Here is a 17053-nt window from a genome sequence, read left to right as displayed (position 1 = left end):
GGCCCTGCCGGTCCGACGCGCCCGCGCCGCCGAGCTCGCTCACGGGGCGAGCGGCACGCTCACGGGGCGAGCGGCACGACGGCCAGGGGCGACGCGAGGTCGCCGACATGGGCGACGCGGATCTCGCCCGCCGACACGGAGTAGACGTAGTCCTCCAGGAAGACGCTGCGCTTCACGTACGAGTTCGACTGGGTCCACCAGCTCGAGCAGCCGGAATAGTACGGGTCGGAGCTCGCGTCGGGCAGCGGGTGGGGGAGGCCGCCGACCGAGGTGAAGCCCTCGGCGACATCGACCTTGTAGACGAGCAGCCCGCTGAACGTCATCGTGTCGCCGAAATTGCCGCCGCTCCCGCCCTCGCAGAGGACCATGGGGAGCCCGAGCAGCCCCCGCTGGGCGAAGTAGTTGAACGCGAGGTGGTTCGTCGCGGCGTCGCTCGTGGAGCCGCGCGTCCCGATCACCTCCTTGTGCGTGAGCTTCGGCTCATCGAGATCCGTCACGTCGAAGATCTGGAGCATGATGCCCTGGAAGAACGCGAAGTCCCCCTGGTCGTCGGCGTCGTAGCCGATGCTCAGCACGTGCCCCTCGTCGATCATGTGCATGTAGGTCGAGAACCCGGGGATCTTGAGCTCGCCGCGCACCTTCGGCGCCTCGGGCTCCGAGAAATCGAGCGTGAAGAGCGGGTCCGTCTTCTTGAAGGTCACCATGAACCCCACGTCGCCATGGAAGCGCACGGACCGGATGTCCTCGCCCGGAGCGAGGTTGTCCACGATCCCCTTGACCACGAGCTCGCCGCCCTCGAGCTTCATCGAGGCGACGGTGTTGTGCGTGGCCGGATCGGGCAGGTGGCCGGTGGTGGTCGCGACGCGGAGATAGCCGTCGTGCTCGCTCAGGGCGAACTGGTTGAGCACGCGCCCCTTCACGGCGCCGCTCCCCATGTAGGCGCTCGGCAGCGCGCGATCGTTGAGGGCGAACTTGTGGACCGTCGTGGCGTCCGGCGTCGCCGCCCCGTCCTCGTAGAACCAGCCGTACGTGGCCCCGTACGCGTGCCGGCTCGCCACGTAGAGCGCCTCGGAGGTCGCGTAGACGGCGCCGGGCTTGCCGACGACCGTTGTCTGGCCGAGGGCGTCGCTGCCAAGCTCGGTCGAGACGATCGAGAGGAAGCTCTGGCCGTCGCCGGTGTTCGACAGGTAGTAATTCTCGCAGGCCGCGAATGGGTCGTCGCTCCGCGGATGCGCCACGCCGTCCCGGTAGATCGTGTCCTCCACGGTGGGCAGAGCGAGGTCGAGCGGGGCCGCGTCGATGACCTCGAGGTTCTCCTGCAGGAGCGCGTCGAACGCGTCGTTCACGGCGTCCACGGCCCCCGGGGTGAGCCCCGCCTCGGCCAGGGCGCAGACGTCGACGTCCTGCGGCCAGAACGAGAGTCCTTCCACCGTGGGCTCCGGGGAGGACACGACCGTGTGCACCGCGCTGCCGATGCGCCGGGCGTTGATGAACGAGCCGGAGAACTTCATCGTGCGCACGACGGTCGGGGCGGAGATGTCGCTGAGGTCGAGCTCGGTGATCACGAGGGGCGTGCCGTCTCCCGTGAACTCGCAGTCGTATCCGTACGTGCACTCGTCGTAGTACTGGGAGAAATCGCCGACGACCTCCGGGGTCAGCGACGAGTACACGAGGGCGCGCTTGTCGTGGACGAAGAGCTTCTGCGGCTCCCCCTCGATGGGGACCGACGCGACGCGGTGCGTGTCGGCGGCGGGCCACGCGTCGAAGATCTGGAGTTTCCCGTGGGCGAGGAGGTAGACGTGCCCTCCGTCGTTCTTGATGAAGTCCGCCTCGTCGACGTCCGCTTCCTGCGTGTTCGTCGTCGAGTAGTCCTCGGCGGCCCCGCCGTCGTCCACAGCGCCCGAGCCCGGCGAGGTGGGGTAGCCTCCAGCGCCCGTGCTCGCGCCCGAGCTGCCGACGGCGACTGAATCGTAGTCCGGATAGCACCCCTGCTCGAGCTGCCCCAGGGCGATCTCTCGATTCGCGTCGAGCTGCTTGGTCATGTTCTGCTTCAGCCGCTCGCGGACCAGCGCCTCGACCTCATCGCAGCTCGCCGCGGGCGTGAGGGCGCTCCGCGCGACGGCCGTATCCACGGGCTCCTCCGGCTCATCGGGGGTGCCTGGTCCGCCCGGGATGACCGAGCCGCCCGGGGCGACCGAGCCGCCCGGGGCGACCGAGCAGGCCGCGAAGCTGACGCCGAGCGCCAGCAGAGAAACAAGCGTACATGTCCTGGGGATCGAGCGCATGGCAAGCCTCCGTGACGGGTCCGTCGTCCAATCGATGGCCGGCCGACAAGCACGCGACGTGCCTCAAGATTCATCAATCATTTCATGGGTTTGACAGCGAGCGCGATGGCACATGGCGGCACACGCATGCGCCCTGTGGCTCACCGGACCGGATGAGTGCGCGCCGATGGGCTCGGTGGAGCACAGCGTCAGAGAAGGAACGGTGCACCAGGGGCGGTGCGGCGAGGGGGCCCGGCGCTCGACGCCGGACCCTGCAGATCGATGACCATCAGTCCAGGGTCGGCGTATCCATCACCACATGCTATCGATCCCCGGCATGCCACGGCTGCGCCCGTCGAGGCAGTCGATCAGATAACACGCTAGCCCCGCGTCCCCCGTCCACAGGCTGTAGCGCCACTGACCAACCCGGTTGAACTCGGCCTCGGACTGCACGAGAGCCCACATCGCGAACTCGCGAGCACGCTCGAGCCAGAAGGCGTCTCCGGTGCGCCGGTGCACCTCGAGCAGGGCGGCCCCGTTGCCGTCGGTGCCGTGGCACAGGGCCACCCCCTTCTCCAGCGGACCGGCGGCCACGATCAACCGCGCGCCCCGGATCAACAGCGGCAGCGCCTCGGGCAGCGCCGCGTGGCGCAACGACGTGATGATCCCCGGCGCGCCGTGGCACCACTGCACCAGCGGCTCGGGCGGCCCTTCGAGCAGCGGAGGCCAGTTGGCCAGCTCGCCGTCGATCTCCGCCAGGCGGCTGAGCCCTTGCAGCGTCCGCGCGCGCAGCTCGGCCCGCTGCGCCGGGCTCAACAGGGCCTGTCCGCGCCAGAGCGAAGCGAGATTGCCGGCCCAGCCGTGGCCGGCGCCGACATGGCGACTCCGGCGGCCATACAGGTCCTGTTCCCACAACCAGACGTCCCGGGCCTCGTCGTGATCCCAGCTCTCCCACAGCGCCGCCGCGCTGTCGCGGATCAGCTCGGCCCAGCGCTCGTCCCCTGTCGCCTCGTGAAGGAACAGCGCCGCGAGCATCGTCCCGGGCGCTCCCCACAGCGCCTCGCGGGTCGGGTTCGCGCGGTTGGCGCGGATCATCTCGGCCAGGCGATCGGCCTTGCGCGCGTCGGGCCGGGCGAGGCAGCAGAGCGCGAGCGGCGCGCTCTCGCCGAGGAACCACGAGGGCACGCGCTCGCCGGTGTCGGGCCAGCGCGCATAGTCGTCCAGCACCTGCTCGAAGATGTCGGGCAGGCCCATCGGCAGCGCACAGAAGCCCGCCGCCGCGACGCGGGCGAGGGCGAGCCAGACGCCGCACGCGCCGAAGTACAGGCTCTGGAGCGGACCGGGCGGCTCCGGCCCGTCCTCGGCGTCGCGCGGGTGCATCGGCCAGGGCTGCTGGGCCGCCCGGATCGCCAGCGCCTCCGCGGACCAACGCCCCAACCACGCTTGCACCCGCGCGGGGTCCCACGCCTCGCGCGGCAGCGCGACGTGCCGTGTCGGGATGTAAAGGGTCATTCCAGGGGAGCCTCGAATCCGGGGACCTTCGCGAGATCCTGCCGCAACTGGCGATCCCGCTCCACGAGCCGGCCGTCGAGCTCCTCGTCGGACGCGTGCCACAGCCGTCGATGGCGCTCCGCGATGCGGCTGTCGATCGCCCGCACCACGCGCATCGCGAGCAGCGCGGCAGCGAGCGACGCCACGTCGGACACGATGAAGACGGCCCTGGACCGGGTGAACTCCGCGACGGTCTGATCGCGCATGCCCGAGGCGATCCAGCCGAGGACGCGGCTCGCGACGTAGAGCGCCCACCACACGCCGATCGCCGCGTGGTGCACCGCGCCCGCCGGCGGGGCGTGCACCACCTCGACGCGCCGGTAGCCGGCCGCGCCGTCCAGCACCGGGCGCGGCGCCGGCTCGGGCGCGCCGTCCGGGGCGAGGCCGTCGTGCAGATCGCGCACCACCTTGTAGGGCTGCACCAGGTTCACGACGGGGATGAGAAAGGCCGTCACAGCCTCGGACGGCGTCCAGGGAAAGCCGCGCACGAGCTCGAGCGCGTCGGCCACGGTGACGGCCTTGGCGATCCAGCGCAGGAACAGCACGCCCGCCACGAGCCCCAGCACGAGCTCGCTCATTCCGCCGGCTTCACGGAGCGAGTTGGCGAGCTCCCAGGCCCGGTCCGGGACGTCCACGCGGCGGAGCAGCGCGATGTGCAGCGCCCCGACCAGCCCCGTGAACGCCCCCACCGTCGCCATCGCGCCCAGCCCGACGATCGCCGCGCGGGCGCGCCCTCGCGCCGCGTGGACGTCTCGGTCCCACGCCGCCCGAGCCTCGACCCAGCCGCTCATCGCCAGGAGGCTAACAGCGCGGCGCCGCGCGTGGCAATCCGCGCGGCCGGCGCGCCACAGCTCATGACGTTCGCGCCGGCGGCGGAGCGGCTCGGCGAGAGCGCCACTTCGACCGCTCAGCTCGCCATCGCCGTCTCCCCTCGCCGCGACCCCTCCCCCGCCCCGGCGAGCGCCGCCCGGAAGCTCTGGATCGTCGCGTAGAGCCCCTGCCGGAGCGCGACGCGCGGCTCGAAGCCCAGCGTCCGGCGGGCCAGATCGATCATCGGCCGCCGCTGCCGCGGGTCGTCCTCCGGCAGCGGCCTGAACACGATCCGGCTCGCGCTCCCGGTGAGCCGCACGATCTCGTGCGCCAGCTCGAGCACCGTCACCTCCACCGGATTGCCCAGGTTCACCGGCCCCACCTCCACCGGATGCTCCATGAGCCGCAAACACCCCTCCACCAGGTCGTCGACGTAACAGAAGCTCCGCGTCTGCGATCCGCTCCCGTAGACCGTCAGGTCTTCCCCCCGCAGCGCCTGGACGATGAAGTTGCTCACCGCGCGGCCGTCGTCGACCGCCATCCGCGGCCCGTACGTGTTGAAGATCCGCGCGACGCGCCCCGACGCGCGCCCCTGACGGTGGAAGTCCATCACCAGCGACTCCGCGCAGCGCTTGCCCTCGTCGTAACAGGCGCGCACGCCGACCGGGTTCACCCGCCCGAGGTAGCCCTCCGGCTGCGGGTGCACCTCGGGGTCGCCGTACACCTCGCTGGTCGACGCCTGCAGCATCCGCGCGCCGTGGCGCTCGGCGCACGAGAGCGCGTGCAGCGCGCCGAGCACGTTCGTCATCGTGGTGCGCACCGGATCGCCCTGGTAGCGCGCGGGGCTCGCCGGAGACGCCATGTTGTAGATCCGGTCGACCTCGTGATCGAAGGGCGCCGTCACGTCGTGCTCGACCAGCCAGAAGCGGCTGCTCCGCATCAGGTGCGCCACGTTGGCCGGCGAGCCCGTCGAGAAGTCGTCGAGCGCGATCACCTCGTGGCCCTCCGCGAGGAGCCGCTCGCACAGGTGCGAGCCGATGAAGCCGGCGCCCCCCGTCACCAGGATGCGCATGCTCCTCCCCAACGTCCTCCCGTTCGCGTCACCCATCGGAACACCTCCGTTGTCGCAATACCGCCCCTCGCTGACCGCCGAGGCCACCCCCGCCCCGGCGGCGGCTCCCCGCGTCGAGCACCTCGCGCGTGAGGCGCTCGAGCGCCTCGGCGCGGTGCGCAGCCGTGTGCTCGGCGAGGACGCGCCGGCGCGCGCGGCGGCCGACCGCGGCGCGCGCCCGCTCGGGCATGTCGCAGAGCAGCCGGAGCACGTCCTCGGTCGACCGCGCGATCAGGATCTCCTCGCCCGGATGGAAGAACGCGTCGATGCCCGGCCAGCCGTCGCTCACGACCGTCGCGCCGCACGCCGCCGCCTCGAGCAGCCGGGCGCTCGGCGAGTAGCCGACGTCCGCCGCGTCCCGCGGCGTCACGTCGAGCGTGAACCGCTGCGCGCCGTGGAAGCCCCGGTGCGCGCCCGCCGGGAGCCGCTCGATCCGCGACACGTTCCCCGGGACATCGAGGCCCGCCGGGTACCGCGCCCCGGCGACAGCGAAGCTCGACCGCGGCAGCAGGCGCGCCGGCCGGAGGAGCAGGCGCTCCAGCGGGTCGTGGCAGTCCTCCCGGTAGTCCCCGAGGTGGCCGAGGTCCCAGACGCACGCCGTCGGCTCGGGGAAGTATATCTCCGGGTCCACGCCGCAGTGGAGCGGGCGGGCCCTCACCGCGCCGTGCCGGCGCTCCAGCAGCTCGATCGCCGGGCCGCCGGTCGACGACAGGTAGAGATCGTAACGGGGGACCAGCGCCGGCGTGATGTGCTCGTGCTGCCCTGTCGCGAGCTCTCGGACCGTGGCCGGCGTGTCGAGGTCGTGGAACGCGGCGCGGCCGCCCGCCTCGGCCGTCACCCACGCCCCGATCGCCGCCCCCTCCGGGACGCGCGAGCCGACGATCACGAGATCCGCCCGCCGCACCGCCCCGGAGAACCGGTCCTTCAGCTCCTCGAGGCTCGCGTAGCGCGCCACCTCGCCGCGCCGGCTCGACACGGGATCGCCGTCCGCAGGGGGCTCGTCGCGCTCCAGGAACAGCGCGGTGTGCCCGCGCTCGACGAGCGCCCGGAGCAGGCCGCGGTAGGTCGTCGCGCGCTCGTCGCCCCGCGGCGAGGTGATGGACGGCCCGAGGAAGACATAGCTGTAGCCGGAGGCGGTCATGCGAGCGGGCTCCGGTGGTGCGCGGGGCGGCAGCGGCGGACGCCGGACGGCGGGCCGCTCCGCTCCAGGTCGTCCTCCTCGCCCTCGGTGAACCAGAGCGACGGCGACAGGAGGAGCTCGTCGACGAGGTCGAGCAGCGTGTCCACGCGGTGCGCGCACGTGTGGCGCGCGAGCACCGTCCGGCGCCCGTGCTCGGCGACGCCGCGCGCGAAGCCCGGGTCCGCGAGGAGCGCGCGCAGGTGCTCCGTCATCTCCGCGCCGGTGCGCGCGGCGAGGTAGTCGCGGCCGGGCGAGAGCAGGCGCTCGGCGTCGGCCCACGGCGCGCTCACGAGCGGGATCCCGCACGCGAGCGCCTCGAAGGGCCGCGTCCCGGGGGCGCCGGGCAGCAGCGCGGACCCCGGCCGCCGCGGGATGTGCACCGTGACGCGGGCGCGCGCGAGGGCGTCGGGGACGAGGTGGCCCGGCAGCGAGCCGGCGACCTCGACGCCGGCGTCCGCGAGCGCCGCGCGCGCGCGCTCGGGGTAGCGGGCCCCGTGCACGCGCGCGCGCAGCCCGAGCGCCCGCGCCGGCTCGATCAGGAACTCGCGCAGCTCCGCGGCCCGCTCGCCGTCCTCCCAGTCGCCGATCCACACGAGATCGCGCTCCTTCTCGACCTCGGGCAGCGGCCGGAAGAGGCGCGCGTCGGCGGCCTCGTGCCACACCACGGCGCGCCGCGCGACGCCGCGGCTCAGGTACAGCTCGCAGAGGCCCTTTCCAGCGCCGAGCACGCAGTCGTACCCGGAGAGATCGCGCCGCACGATCGCGGCCGGATCGGCGAGCAGGCGGCGGTGCGCGCCGTGGAAGAAGAGGTGGTACCCCTCCGCGCGCGCGCGGTGCTCGCCGAGGCGCCGGACGAGCTCGGGGTCGCTCCGCGCGTCGACGAGCGCGACGTCGACCCCCTCGAGCGCGGCGTCGAGGTCCAGCGCGGAGAGCGCGTAGCGGCGCGGCGAGAGGCGCGGGTAGACGGCGGCCGCGTCGAGCAGCGCGGCGGGGCCGCAGGCGGCGGGGCGGTGGGCGCCCGAGGCGCCGCACGGGTCGAGCGGGTCGAACGGCTCGAAGGCGAGGACGTCGTGGCCGCGCGCGTCGAGCTCCGCCGCGACGCCGCGGAGGAAGCGCGCGCTCCCGTGGTCCCGGTCGGAGAGCAGCGAGCGACAGAAGAGCGCTATTCGCATGGTGTCCCGCAGGGCGTGGAAGGAGGGCTGTCCCGCCGGGGCGCCGGCGGCCGGGCCGCGAGCGCGACGGCGTAGAGGTCGAGGTAACGGCGGGCCATGACGCGCGGGCTGAAGCGCACCGCGCGCCGGCGGGCGAGCGCGCCGAGCGCGTCGCGGCGCGCGGCGTCCCGGATGAGCTGGTCGAGCGCGCCCCCGAGCGCGGCCGGGTCGTCCGCCGGGACGTAGACCGCGGCGTCGCCCCAGACCTCGCGCAGGCTGGGCAGGTCGCCGAGCACGAGCGCGCAGCCGGAGAGGCCGGCCTCGAGGACCGACATGCCGAACGGCTCGTACCGCGCGGGGAAGGCGTAGATCGCGGCGCGCCCCATCCACCACGCGAGCTCGCCCTCGCTCATCCACCCGAGCGAGCAGAGGCTCTCCCCGGTGCGGCGGCCGACGCCGCCCGGCGCGACGTCGCTCCCGGCCACGAGCACCGGCCACGGGAGGCGGGGCGCGACCTTCTCGAGGGCGGCGAGGTTCTTGGCCTCGTCCCAGAGCCGGCCGGCCGCGAAGACGAACCCTTCCTTCGCCGCCGGCGCGAACCGCCGCCGGTCGCGCGCGTGCGGGATGACGTGGCCGCGGCCGACGCCGAGCGCGCCGTACTCGCCGGCGAGCGCGCTCAGCATCGCCGCGCTCGGCGCGATCACCGCCTCGGCGGCGCGGAGCCCCGCCGCGACCCGCGCGCGGTACCGATCGTGGCGCACCGGCGGCGGGAGGCGGTGGACGGCGCGCCACCACGACAGCACGCACGCGTGCGCCACGACGACGCGCGGCGCCCGGAACGGCAGGGCCGCGTGGCAGTAGCCGTTCAGGTGGATGAGGTCCGGCCGCGTCCGCTGCTCGAGGTCGAGCAGCCAGTCGCCCGCGGCCGCGACGTCGTCCCAGGGGTCGTCCATCCACTCGAGCCGGTAGGCGCCCTCGACGAGCTCGAGGCCCGGGATCGCGGCGGCCGCCGCGCGCGCCCCGTCCGACAGCGGCCCGCCCATCGTCGCGAGCACCGTGGCCACGCCGGCGCGCGAGAGCGCCCCGGCGAGCTCGATCGCGTAGGTCCACACGCCGCCGTGCGGGTCGGCGGTCATCAGCACGCGCCCGGGCCGCGGCCGCGGCGCCGCCGCGCTCGGGGGGCCGCCGTCAGCGCGCGCCATGCTCGAGCTCCGCGAGCGGCAGCGGCCGGCTGTCCTGGAGGTCGCTGAACTTCCGGTGCTCGGCGATGTAATGGGCGTGCGCCCGCTCCCAGGCGCCGTCGTCCGGCGCCCCCCACCGCGCGGCGTACGCGGGCGAGCCGGGGTACGGGAACATCGGGACCGGCTCGTTGGCCCACACGCCGAGCCCGAGGAGCCGCTGCCGCCACGCCTCGACGGCGTCCGCGTCGTCGGCGCTCGAGGGGAGCAGGTTGGCCTGCACGAACGGCACGCTCCTGCGCGCGTGGACGAGCAGCGCGGTGAGCTCCTCGGCCGACGCGCTGCGCCGCATGGCGGGCGCGTCGCCCTCCTCCCGCGACGGGCTCTCGACGCCGGCCTCGATCGAGACGCAGCCCGCGCGGCCGAGCAGATCGAGCATCTCGCGCGACCAGCGGTCGATCCGGAGCTGGACGCCGAACGCGACGTCGCGCGCGCGGAGCGCCTCGAGGAGGTCCCGGTCGGGCAGGAAGCGCTCGTCGACGAAGTAGACGTACCGGACGCCCTGGGCGAGGAGGCCGTCGAGCTCGTCGAGCACCGCCTCGAGCGGGCGCCGCCGGATCCAGTCGTGGAGGGGCTCCTTCCCGCGCGGGGCGCCGCGGAAGGGGCCGCCGCGCGAGGCCTCGAGCTCGGCGCCCGGCCCCTCGGGCACGGCGTCGAAGCGGTGGTGGTGGTGCAGGTGCCGCGCGATCGCGGCGCCGTCCCACCGCAGGGCCGGCAGCGCCCTCAGGTTGGCGGCGTGGGGGCCGCCCTGCACGTGGTCGATGCCCTTCCTGCGGTAGGCGATCGACGGGATCTGCCAGAAGCGCGACTCCGGCGCGCCCGCGAGCAGGACGAGGATCTCCTCGCACTCGCCGAGGATCACGACGTCGACGCCGAGCTTGCGGAGGGCCGCGCGCGGCGTCGACGAGCCGTGGGGCCCGACGGCGACGAGGAGGCCCCCGTGGCCGCGCAGCGCGGCGGCGGTCGCCATGGGCACGCGCAGCTCCGGCGGCGGGCAGCGCCAGAACAGGTAGCTCGGGGCCGTGGCGATCGCCGTCATGTCCGGGCGGAACGCCGCGATCTCGGCGCGCAGCGCGACGAGGTCGATCCCGCGCGCGTGGGCGTCGAGGAGGGCGGCCTCGTGCCCCGCGCGCTCGAGCAGCGCCCTCGCGTACCCGAGCTCGAGCGGCAGGTGCGGCTCGCGGCAGCCGAGGTAGATGCTGCCCTGGAAGCTCCAGGGCGGGTTGACCAGCGCGACCTTCATGAGGCCATCCCGAGCCGGGCGTGCCCGCCGAGCCGGGCGGACAGGGGGGCGTCCGGGTAGGCGGCCTCGAGGCGCTCCTCCACGCCGAGGCGCCATTGGTAGAGCGCGCGCAGCCCCTCGCGGAGGTCGACGCGCGGCGCCCAGCCGGTGAGCGCCTGGAAGGCGCGGCAGTCGGAGACGTAATACCGCGGATCGCCGGGCCGCCACCCGGCGAGCGAGACGGCCGGGCGGCGCCCGTCGAGCTCGGCGACGAGGTCGAGCAGCTCGACGAGGCTCACCGCCCTCGCCGGCCCGCCGCCGACGTTGAAGGCGCGCCCCGACGCGGGCTTGATGTCGCGCCGCGCGAGCAGGAGGGCGTCGACGAGGTCCTCGACGAACAGCGCGTCGCGGACCTGGAGCCCGTCGCCGTGGACGGTGATCGGGTCGCGGCGGATGGCGCGCGCGACGACGTGGGCGATCCACCCCTGGTCCTCGCTCCCGAACTGCCGGGGGCCGTAGGTGCAGCTCACCCGCAGCACCGCGGCGTCGAGGCCGAAGGTGCGCGCGTAATCGATGACGTACTGGTCCGCGGCGCCCTTGGAGCACCCGTGAGGGGTCCGGAGATCGATCGGCCGCTCTTCCGAGATGCCGTGTTCGCGCGTGCGCTCGCAGCGGGGCTGATACCGCTCGTCGCCCCGATCGAGCGGGAGGTCGGCGAGCGCGCCGTAGACCTTGCTGGTGGAGGCGAAGAGCAGCGGCGGGGGCCGGCTCATCTTCCGGAGCGCCTCGAGCACGTTGAGCGTGCCGCGCGCGTTCACCTCGAAGTCGAGCGCCGGGTCCGAGACGCTCCGCGCGACGGCGGCCTGCGCGGCGAGGTGGAAGACGAACGAGGCGCGCCGCACGGCGTCGCTCACGGCCTGCTCGTCCCGGATATCGCACTCCATGATCGTCACGCCGCCGCCGTGGCGCTCCTTCAGGAGCGCGACGTTCCGCTCGACGAACGCGCGCGCGAGGTTGTCGAAGACGAGCACCGGCTCTCCCTGGCGGAGGAGCCGGTCAGCGAGGTGAGAGCCGATGAAGCCGGCTCCCCCCGTGATCAGGACATGGTCAGGCATCACTTGCTCCGTTCCGGTCTGGACGAGCAGCCGTGGGCGAGAGATCGCACCTCGGGAGCGGGCGGCGCAGGGCGGCGCGTCAGGCAGAGCGTCTGCCCGTCGCGCGGTGTCCCCCCCGACCCGCGCCGCGCTGCGCGGGGGTCTCTGAGGAGACACCGATTAACATGCGACCTGGAGACCCGCAATCGGATCAGAGGCGCTTTGTCTCATGCGCTGTGTCGAGCCGGGAGCGCTCCCTGGACCGCGTACGGCGCCGCCGGATGGCGTCGTGGACTCGATGTGTCGCAAAGCGATCTCGACGCGAGATCCGGTGTTCGGAGGCGCGATGAGAGCGGCCGAGGACAGGGGCCTGAAGGAGGGGGCGCGCTCGGCGCGGGGCGGAAGCGGCGGGGCGAGGCGGAGGGCGGCGGGGACGCGCGGCCTCGAGGGGGCTCAGCTCCCGATCGGCTGGCCGGTCAGGCGCAGGTAGATGTACGCGTACCCGAGGGCGGTGATCGGCGCGGCCACGATCGTGCCGAGGCAGCAGGCGAGCAGGCCGCCGAGCATGAGCGCGAGGGCGAGCAGGGCGTAGACGAAGAGGCCGCCCTTGTGTCCAGTCGTGATTCGCCAGCTTTCCTTCATCGCGTCGATCGTGCCCAGGTTTTTATCGACGATGCACATCGTCGTCATGCTCAGGCCGAGCCCGAGGATGACGCCGGGGACGATCAGGAAGATCGCGCCGACGAAGACGGCGATCGAGGTGAGGAGCTGGGCGCCCAGGATGGGGAGGAACCACTGGCCGCCGGCGAGGATGTCGTTGAACGCGTACGGCTGGCCGCGCGCCACCTTCAGCAGGAGCAGGGAGAGGCCTCCGGCGAAGTAGCTGCTGATCACGAGGCCGACGAGCTGCATGAGGCCCTGGACGGCCGACCCCACGCCGGGCGCGTCCGCCGCGAGCGCCGCCTGGATGCCCCCGCCGATGATGTTGGGGAAGCCCGCCGCGAGCCCGACGACGAACATCGCGCCGATGATGACCGCCGGGTCGCGCTTCAAGCGCTCCCAGCCGAAGGACGCCGCGTCGCCCGCTCCCCACGAGGTCGAGCCGCCCATGCCCGGGGGCTGACCGTAGGCGCCGCCGCCCGGCGGTTGACCGTAGCCACCGCCGCCCGGCGGTTGACCGTAGCCACCGCCGCCCGGAGGCGGACCGTAGCCACCGCCGCCCGGGGGCTGTCCCCAGCCACCGCCGCCGCCGGGGGGCGGGCCCCAGCCGCCGCCGCCGCCCGGGGGCGCGCCGTAGCCACTGCCGCCCGGCGGTTGACCGTAGCCGCCGCCCGGAGGCGGGCCGTAGCCACTGCCGCCCGGCGGTTGCCCTGGCGGCTGACCATGGCCCCCGCCCGGCGGCAGTCCAGGCGGCTGACCGTACGCGCCGCCCGGCGGTTGCCCCGGCGGCTGACCATAGCCCCCGCCCGGCGGTTGCCCCGGCGGCTGACCATAGCCCCCGCCCGGCGGCTGACCGTACGCACCGCCCGGCGGCTGACCGTACGCACCGCCCGGCGGCTGACCATAGCCCCCGCCCGGCGGCTGCCCCGGCGGCTGACCATAGCCCCCGCCCGGCGGCTGACCGTACGCGCCCCCCGGCGGCTGCCCCGGCGGCTGCCCCTGACCGGCGCCCCCCGGAGGCTGGCCATGGCCGCCGCCCGGAGGCGGACCATAGCCGCCGCCGCCCGGAGGCTGGCCATAACCACCACCGCCCTGACCGCCCCCTGATCCCCCGCCCCAGCCACCTTGGCTCATCTTGTCTCCACCGGTGCAAGCACCAATTACCCCCCACCCAACCAACGCCACTATACGTGGAGCGGGTCGACGCGAAACAACGAACGCGCCGCTCGCGCGAGCCGAGAGCCCCTGTCCAGGACCGGCTCGCTCCACCTGCCCGCCGCGCGCGCCAGAGCGGCACGAAATTCACGGGCACGAAACCGGAGAGCACGAAACCGAGGACGATCATCACGGCGGCGAGCCGCCCAGGCAGAGCCCAGCGATGCTGCTCGTGAACGACGCTCCATCCCCGCCGCGGACCACGGCGGAGTTGCCCGTGAGCGGCGATGAGAACACCTCCTCCACGACGCCGGACCCCGCCTTCGCCGTCACGAAGCGGCCGACCAGCGCGCCCGGCGACACGGCCTCGATCGGAGCGCCCGGCGCGAGCGCCTGCTCCTCGGGCAGCTCCGCGCGCCGGAACCCGCCGAACCGCACCACCGCGCCACCGTCCGGTCCACGCGCAATTTTACCGACACACTGTCCAGCCGCCGTGCTGACGGCCGCGTAGCTCACGGCGGCGTCGACCGGCAGCCGCATCGATTCGCCGACGAGGACGGCGGCGACGGCGAGGACGAAGACGGTCACCGGCGCCACCAGCGCGGTCGCAACGACCGCCGCGGCGGCGCCGGAGGTCGCCCGGCCGAACGAGGCGAGATCGGCGCTCACGGCCTGCTCGAACGACCGCAGGATGACGACCTGGCGCGCGCGCACGCGCTCGAGGACGGCGGGCGCGACCAGGTTGTCGGCGGCGCAGAAGCCGCAGCGGGCGATCCCGTCGTCGCCGCCCCCGTCGAGCGGCGCGCCGCACACGTGGCACGCCGCCGGCTCGCCGGGGGCCGCGGGCGGGCGCGCGGCGCACGCCTCCTCGAGCCGGCGCTGCCGGCGGCGCACGAGCGCGAGCACGGCCGCGCCCGCGCCGACGGTGCCGAGCCACGCCGCCACCACCATGCCGCCGGTGACGAGCCGCCCGTCGTCGTCGGGGGTGATCCAGATCCCCAGCAGGACGAGCGCGGCGAACCCGGTGATCGGCACCGACGCGAGCGCGAACACAACGAGGAGCCGCGCGTGCCGCCGCGACGCCGTGACCAGCGTCCGCCGGAGCGCGTCCGAGAGCTGGCGGCGGCGCACGTCGGCCTGGAACACGACGTGCGCCGCGGCGCGCAGGCCCTGGGCCGCCTCGCCGGGCGGCGGTCCGCGGTGGTGGCACGCCGGGCACGCCATGAGGTCCGGGCTGGCGAGGGACACCGGCGCAGGTCGCCCGCAGCGCGGGCAGTGCACGGCGAGCATCGGCCGATTCTACGGCAGGCGCGTCTCCGCACGTCAAGGCGCGTCGCGCGCGCGCCGGCCCGCCGGCGCGAGCTCGCGGAGCGCCGCCGACAGCGAGGCGAACGTGGCCAGCTCGCCGAGATCGACGCCGACGAGGCTCACCGCGATCTCGGGGCGCACGCCGACCAGATAGACCCGCGCCCCGAGCAGCGCCGCCGCGCGGCTGATCCTGCCCAGCGTGCTGGCGACCTGGGCGTCCACGAACGGGACGCCCGTGAGGTCGAGCAGCACGCGAGACGCCCTGTGCCGGCTCACGCCCTCGGACACCTCCTCGAGCACCTGCTGCGCGCGGCCGCCGTCGATCATCCCGATCAGCGGCACGAGCAGCACGCCGCGCAGGAGCGGGATGATCGGACAGCCCAGCTCGCGCACCGTCTCCGACAGCGCGCGCTCGATCTCGAACGCCTTTTGCAGATCGGCGTGCTGCGACGACAGCGACTCCAGCAGCGCGTCGCGCTCGAGCGCCGCGCCGAGCAGCGTCCCCCAGATCGCGACCGTCCCCTCGTCCCCGGCCATCTCGACCTGGGTCGGGCCGATGAGCACCAGGATCCCCCAGTCGCGCCGGACAGAGCGTATCGGCAGCAGCAGCACCATGAAGGTGCCGTCGATGGCCGACGCCGGCAGCATCTCCGCCGGCGGAAACGCCTCCCGCGCGCAGCGGCTGCCGATCGGGGGGGTCGGGCTGCCGTCGCGGCTGTAGGCGCCGGCGACGACGAGGCGCTCGCGCGTTGCCGGGTCCTCCCACAGCGCGAGGCAGCCCCAGGCCACCGGGGTCGCCTCGAGCCACGCCAGCGACCGGGGTTCCTGGCAGGTGCCGCCGAGCAGCGCGAAGCTGACGTCGTGGTTGATCCTCGCCAGCACCCCGAGCTGGTGGACGACCTGTGTCTCGGCCTCGAGCCGCGCCCGCGCGATCGCGAGGCGCGACCGCTCCAGGAACGCCTCTACCCGCCGCCTGGCCGCGGCGTCGAGGGGCGCGCCGCGCCGCTCGGGGAGCTGGCCCAGCAGGCGGAGCGCCGCCATCAAGGTGCCCAGATCGGGCGTGATGTCGACGGCCTGCCGACAGGCCCGCTCGAGCTCGACCGCCGGGACCGGCGCGGCGCCGCGCACCGCCGCGAAATAACCGTCGACCACCTGCGCGACCGCCGGCCACACCTCCGCCGGCGGGGTATCGGGCGGGAGCGGCCGGGGAAGGAGCAAGAGCTCGACCATCTGCCGGGCCACGGCGCCGCCGGCGTCCTCCTCGCCGGGGGCCGCGCTCTCCCTGTCGAGGAAGTCCTCGATCGTGTCGCACCCGCACGAGCTCCGCACGACGAGCACGTTGTCCGTGTGCACGCCCCCGGGCGGGAAGGCCTCGCCGGCGATCATCGACGCGAGGAGATCGCCCGCCGCGCTCCCCATCATCTCGAACCGCTGGCGCACGGTGGTCAGCGGCGGATCGACGCCCTGCGCCTCCACGACGTCATCGAACCCGACGATGGCGAGATCCTCGGGGATGCGGACGCCCGCCGCCTTCAGCGGGGGCATCATCCCGAGCGCGTTCTTGTCCGTGCCGAAGACCGCCGCCGTGCACGCGGGCAGCTTCGCGAGGAGCGCCGGCGCGGCGGCCTGGCCTCCGCTGTACCAGTTGTTGTCGCTCTCGACGACAAGGTCGGGGTCGAAGGGGATCCCCGCCTCGGCGAGCGTGTCCTTGTAGGCCGCGAAGCGCTCGCGCACGTCGTACGCGGCGAAGTAGCCGACGAACGCGATGCGCCGGTGCCCGTGCTCGATCAGGTGGCGCACAGCGCTCCGCATGCCGCCGTGGTTGTCCGGGATCACGGCCGGGCAAACGACCTCGGAGGCGCGGGTGCCGACGGTGATGAACGGGACCCGCGCGCGCGCGAGCGCCTCGATGCCGTGCAGCTCGATCACGACGATCCACCCGTCCACCTGCTCGCTGGCGAGCGCGGGCGCGTGGACCTCGGCGGGCGTGCCGCGCAGCACCAGCGTGCGGATCCCGTGCTCCTGCGCCGACGCATGGATGCCCCTCAGGACAGGGTTCCAGAACGTGCCGTCGAGAAAGGGGGTGATGACGCCCAGGGTGCGAGGGCGGGCTCCCGCGCCCTCGAGCCGCGGCGGGACGGCCGACCGGCGCGCGGGGGGGAACGTGGTGCGGCGCGCGGGAGGGACCGTCGAGCTGGACCTCCCTCCCGAGGGCAGCTCGCCCCACTGCTCCGGCACCGCGACGCCGCTGCCCTGCCCCCCGTCACCCATCGCTGTGCTCCTGTCGGCCTGCGTGGCCACGTCCAGCC

12 protein-coding genes are annotated in these 17053 nt (G+C 74.3%); all 12 read right to left on the bottom strand.

The window, feature by feature from the left end; translation table 11 throughout:
• Positions 1–59 precede the first annotated feature (59 nt).
• The 12 genes from WME76_RS42985 to WME76_RS42930 all read right to left on the bottom strand — a co-directional run bounded on the left by WME76_RS42985 (position 60) and on the right by WME76_RS42930 (position 17015).
• Entirely contained in the window at positions 60–2285 is a 2226-nt protein-coding gene (locus WME76_RS42985) for a beta-propeller domain-containing protein (RefSeq protein WP_437957953.1), read from the bottom strand.
• Between the two features lie 291 nt (positions 2286–2576).
• Entirely contained in the window at positions 2577–3776 is a 1200-nt protein-coding gene (locus WME76_RS42980) for a lanthionine synthetase C family protein (protein WP_437957952.1), read from the bottom strand.
• Positions 3773–4606 carry a DUF4328 domain-containing protein gene (locus WME76_RS42975; protein WP_437957951.1) on the bottom strand — a complete coding sequence of 278 codons (834 nt, stop codon included), beginning with the start codon at positions 4604–4606 and terminating at the stop codon, positions 3773–3775. The genes WME76_RS42980 and WME76_RS42975 overlap by 4 nt, the downstream gene beginning before the upstream one ends.
• A gap of 116 nt (positions 4607–4722) precedes the next feature.
• Positions 4723–5733 (bottom strand): UDP-glucuronic acid decarboxylase family protein, encoded by a 1011-nt coding sequence (locus WME76_RS42970; RefSeq protein ID WP_437957950.1) that lies wholly within the window; start codon positions 5731–5733, stop codon positions 4723–4725.
• Complete coding sequence (locus WME76_RS42965) at positions 5726–6877, bottom strand: CgeB family protein (protein WP_437957949.1); 1152 nt, start codon at positions 6875–6877, stop codon at positions 5726–5728. The genes WME76_RS42970 and WME76_RS42965 overlap by 8 nt, the downstream gene beginning before the upstream one ends.
• Complete coding sequence (locus WME76_RS42960) at positions 6874–8088, bottom strand: CgeB family protein (RefSeq protein ID WP_437957948.1); 1215 nt, start codon at positions 8086–8088, stop codon at positions 6874–6876. Before WME76_RS42960 ends, WME76_RS42965 begins: the two co-directional genes overlap by 4 nt.
• Positions 8079–9269 carry a glycosyltransferase family 4 protein gene (locus tag WME76_RS42955; RefSeq protein ID WP_437957947.1) on the bottom strand — a complete coding sequence of 397 codons (1191 nt, stop codon included), beginning with the start codon at positions 9267–9269 and terminating at the stop codon, positions 8079–8081. The genes WME76_RS42960 and WME76_RS42955 overlap by 10 nt, the downstream gene beginning before the upstream one ends.
• The gene (locus tag WME76_RS42950) at positions 9256–10548 is read right to left on the bottom strand and encodes a TIGR04295 family B12-binding domain-containing radical SAM protein (RefSeq protein ID WP_437957946.1); all 1293 of its coding nucleotides are present in this window, start codon (positions 10546–10548) and stop codon (positions 9256–9258) included. Before WME76_RS42950 ends, WME76_RS42955 begins: the two co-directional genes overlap by 14 nt.
• Positions 10545–11642 (bottom strand): SDR family NAD(P)-dependent oxidoreductase, encoded by a 1098-nt coding sequence (locus WME76_RS42945; protein ID WP_437957945.1) that lies wholly within the window; start codon positions 11640–11642, stop codon positions 10545–10547. Before WME76_RS42945 ends, WME76_RS42950 begins: the two co-directional genes overlap by 4 nt.
• Positions 11643–12074: 432 nt before the next feature.
• Entirely contained in the window at positions 12075–12731 is a 657-nt protein-coding gene (locus WME76_RS42940) for a YciC family protein (RefSeq protein WP_437957944.1), read from the bottom strand.
• A gap of 894 nt (positions 12732–13625) precedes the next feature.
• Positions 13626–14726 (bottom strand): hypothetical protein, encoded by a 1101-nt coding sequence (locus tag WME76_RS42935; RefSeq protein WP_437957943.1) that lies wholly within the window; start codon positions 14724–14726, stop codon positions 13626–13628.
• 33 nt (positions 14727–14759) lie between these two features.
• Positions 14760–17015, bottom strand: coding sequence for a substrate-binding domain-containing protein (locus WME76_RS42930; RefSeq protein WP_437957942.1), 2256 nt, complete (start codon positions 17013–17015; stop codon positions 14760–14762).
• Positions 17016–17053 lie beyond the last annotated feature (38 nt).

Origin of the sequence: Sorangium sp. So ce119, from assembly GCF_051524405.1 — a bacterium.
GTDB classification, from domain to species: domain Bacteria; phylum Myxococcota_A; class Polyangia; order Polyangiales; family Polyangiaceae; genus Sorangium; species Sorangium cellulosum_G.
The sequence above is the reverse complement of the archived record's forward strand: the minus strand, read 5'-3'. Positions and strand labels throughout refer to the sequence as shown.